This window comes from uncultured Caballeronia sp. (assembly GCF_964243625.1).
Classification (GTDB): Bacteria; Pseudomonadota; Gammaproteobacteria; order Burkholderiales; family Burkholderiaceae; genus Caballeronia.
This window is the reverse complement of the sequence record NZ_CAXTGZ010000600.1, coordinates 1-3,662: the sequence shown is the minus strand read 5'-3', so window position 1 is coordinate 3,662 and position 3,662 is coordinate 1. Positions and strand designations below refer to the sequence as shown.

Below are 3,662 nucleotides of genomic sequence, written 5' to 3'. Positions count from 1 at the left end.
GTAGCGGTAACGTCCAACCTTAAATCCTGCTCCCTCGAAGATGCCGATATGGTTAATCGAACAACCACAAACATGACTTTGCAGCCGGTTGTCATGTGAGTTTAAGTCACCGATTGGTCACTTTACGTCGCTTGTACACGAAAAATGGCGTCGCTAAGGTACGGCATTAATCAATCGTTGATTCGTTGATTTTCCGCGGCCTGGGGCCGGTCTTACGAAAGTCGGGTTGCAACGAAATGACCACCATTGTGAGGGCTCAGGGTGAAATCTAATCTAAATGCTGCAAACAGCCCGAAGTTACCCAAATTATTGAAGAAACGCACTCCAGTGCCTTGGAAGATCATCGTTGGCTTACTCGGTGGCCTCGCCTTCGGCGCAATATGGCCATCGTTGGGACTCAATCTGAAATTCTTTGGTACGTTTTTTATCCAATGCATCCAGATGGTAGTCATACCGCTAATTTTCTCTAGCGTAACCTTGGGTGTATGGAAGCTTGGGGCCGACCTACGACGCCTGGCTCGCGTAATCGGAGTGGCTTTCGTCTGGTTCTTAATTGCTGGGTTCGTCGCAATCGTAATTGGTATTGGGTTGGACGCTATCTTCCGGCCGGGACTGGGCGTTAATTTGGTCAACTCAGGCAGTATTCCGCAAGGTCTAAGCGTGAAAATGGATTGGTTTCGCTTCGTTCTTGATCTGATTCCATCAAACGTCATTGCTGCTATGGCATCACAGCACGTACTACCGACCGTTATCTTTGCCATGTTGTTAGGATTGGCACTCGCCAGCATCGGCGAGCGAAGCAAGGCGTTGATGCATTCGCTTGAGGGCCTGATGGAAGCGATGTTCGTCATCACTCGCTGGATCGTGGCTTTGACCCCAATCGCGGTCTTTGGAATCATGGCGTGGCTTGCCGCAAGCCAGGGCCGAACAACACTCCTCGCGTTAGGCAAGCTGGTAGCGACTCTTTATCTCGGCTTCTTTCTACTCTGGTGTTTCTTCTGGATAGTACTTGCGTGCTTCCGCATGAATCCGCGAAAGATCACCCGCGGGGTAGCAGCGCCGATGTTGCTCGGTTTTACAACGCGTTCTTCTGAAGCGACTTTGCCACTCATGATGGAGACGCTTTTAAGGCTGGGCGTCTCGCAGCGGGTCGTGTCAGTCGTCCTTCCGCTCGGCTACAGTTTCAATCTAGATGGCGCGGCGCTCTACCAGTCACTTGCGGCACTGTTTCTCGTCGACATATATGGCATTCATATAACCGCGACGCTTGTAATCACAATCGTAGCGACGACCCTCGTTGCAAGCAAGGGATTGGCCAATGTACCCTCGGCAAGTCTGGTGGCGTTGGCCACAGTGACTCACGCTATCGGCCTTCCAGTGGAAGCACTCGCATTAATCACCGGCGTAGATGTGTTTATGGATATGGGCCGCACTGCGACAAACGTATATGGCAACGCCGTCGCTGCCTTCCTAGTCCAGAAATTAGGCGATGTGGCGTCGCCCGAGCATGACGTAATACCGGCAAGTCTGGCCTCACTCGATCGAGAGTCGGGCGAGCTTCAGCCACGCAACGTGTTAAGAGATGGCCATGCTTAACCTGCGTATGACATCCTCGGCTACTGCCCGCCTATTTCGTCGTGCGTTGGGATTATCGGATTCACTGCGGACAATCGCCAAGCGCTGGCGACCTGTGCGCTGCCACGGGATCCAAACTAGTGCTCGGAAAATTAATATGTCCTTTCGTTCTACTCGTATTGCGCGTGCGTCAACACCAGGGAATTGTATCCCGATTGCGATAACTTCATTAAGCTGAGTCTATCGAGACAGGACGCTTCGCCCGCTTTTAGTTTGTAATTAGAAACTGATTGCTTGACATTGATCCATATTTGACGGCGGTACACGATGCAACTAACAACCAATAACCCTAAAGATGCTCTCGAGAATTTTCTCCGGGCTGAACTAAAAACTCATTGGAGAGGGCTGCCCCTTAGCCATGCATCAATCGCGGTATCCGAGATCGGTGCGCAGCGCTGGAACGCTTTGAATGGCGATCTGCTAAGTCCGGTGCTGGTACTTAAGCAGAATGCAATGAAGCACAATATCGAACTAATGGTCCAATATTGCAAACGCCACAACGTACTACACGCTCCACATGCGAAAACACCGATGTCTCCGCAACTTGCGTGGAAGCTGATAGATTCGGGAAGCTGGGGAACGACTGTCGCGACCATCGATCAGGTTCGAGTGATGCACCGGTTCGGGCTCTCCCGCATCTTCCTCGCAAATCAATTGGTTGAGCCTCAGGCTTTGCGGTGGCTAGCAACGGAATTAACCCGGCATCCGGATTTCGAATTCTTTTGCCTTGTGGATTCCGAGCATTCGGTTGCGCTGATGGACGATGCTCTCAAGACTTTACAGATACGCAGACCACTAAATGTCCTGATCGAAGTTGGGGTTGCCGGCGGACGTGCCGGCTGCCGCGACCTGAATGGCGTGATCCGGACAGCAGAAGCGATAGCAAAGTCTGAAGCGCTCAAATTAGTTGGTGTTGAAATTTACGAGGCAATGGCAGCCCGTGGAAATACGCTCTCCGAAAAGATAAAGGGAGTCGACGACGCTCTAGCATTCGCGCGGGAAAGCTTCGAAATGTTGCGCCAGAATGACTTGATTGCAGATTCCGATCAAATTCTCTCTGCAGGTGGCAGCTTATATTTCGATCGCGTAGTCCGAGCTTTTGAACGTTACCAGGACGATCCAAAAGTTAAGATTATACTTCGTGGCGGCTGCGTCCTCACGCACGAGATCGGTTCGAACGACGATGTGTCACCACTCGCCGGCCGTAGCTTGGAATCAATTACTTTAGAGCAAGCTCTCGAGTTATGGTCAATGGTCATATCGCGGCCTGAGGATGGGCTGGCGGTTCTAAATTTTGGGAAGCGCGATGCGCCCTTCGACAAGGGCAAACCTGTTGCCTTCGCAGTTCGCACCATCGATGGGGAGATTCGTCCCCTTGCAGGATCGATAAGCATCCGTTCGATCAATGATCATCATACGGTCATCGATATGGATGCAAGTAATAACACGCTAGCCGTCGGCGATCTTGTAGGCTTTCATGTAGCGCACCCATGCACAGCGTTTGACAAATGGCGGTTGGTGCCCGCTGTGGACGATCAGTACATCGTAACCGAGGGAATAGTGACATTCTTCTAGGAGCTATCAGTAAGTCTAAAGATGCTCGTAATCGGTATCACTCGCGGTGTAGAGGATTTGAATGCTAGCGGCGACGAGCAGCATCCTGCAATTGAGTCGCGTGAATCGTTGCCGAATGCTGACGTGGTGGCCCTGCTTCTGCGGCCCACGCGAAAGGTCTCGTGTCTGATTGCGCGAGGACACTGGGGCTGATGAAGCCAGAAGCGATCTTAATCAATATCGCGTGCGGTGCGATTGTGGACGAACGAGCACTGCTATCTGTGCATGAAGGCGGCCGATAATGCGGCGCCTATCTAGGGCTTTTTGGAAATGAATCTCTTCGACAGGTATTCCCTCTTGGAGCTGCCCTAATCTGATCCTTTCGCCCCACAGCGCTGGCAACATCGTAGGGTGACCAAGCCACCTAGCGTATTTTCCAAAAACAAGAATGCATCGAACTCCGATCGTTTATT

Annotated in this window: 3 protein-coding genes; all 3 read left to right on the top strand. The window is 51.7% G+C overall.

What is annotated here, in order from left to right; all coding sequences use genetic code 11:
• The first annotated feature begins 327 nt into the window (after positions 1-327).
• The gene (locus ACFFAR_RS27785) at positions 328-1,596 is read left to right on the top strand and encodes a dicarboxylate/amino acid:cation symporter (protein WP_375508872.1); all 1,269 of its coding nucleotides are present in this window, start codon (positions 328-330) and stop codon (positions 1,594-1,596) included.
• Between the two features lie 306 nt (positions 1,597-1,902).
• Entirely contained in the window at positions 1,903-3,210 is a 1,308-nt protein-coding gene (locus ACFFAR_RS27780) for an alanine racemase (protein ID WP_375508871.1), read from the top strand.
• A gap of 161 nt (positions 3,211-3,371) precedes the next feature.
• Positions 3,372-3,491, top strand: a complete 120-nt coding sequence (locus ACFFAR_RS27775) for an NAD(P)-dependent oxidoreductase (RefSeq protein ID WP_375508870.1) — start codon at positions 3,372-3,374, stop codon at positions 3,489-3,491.
• Positions 3,492-3,662: the final 171 nt, after the last annotated feature.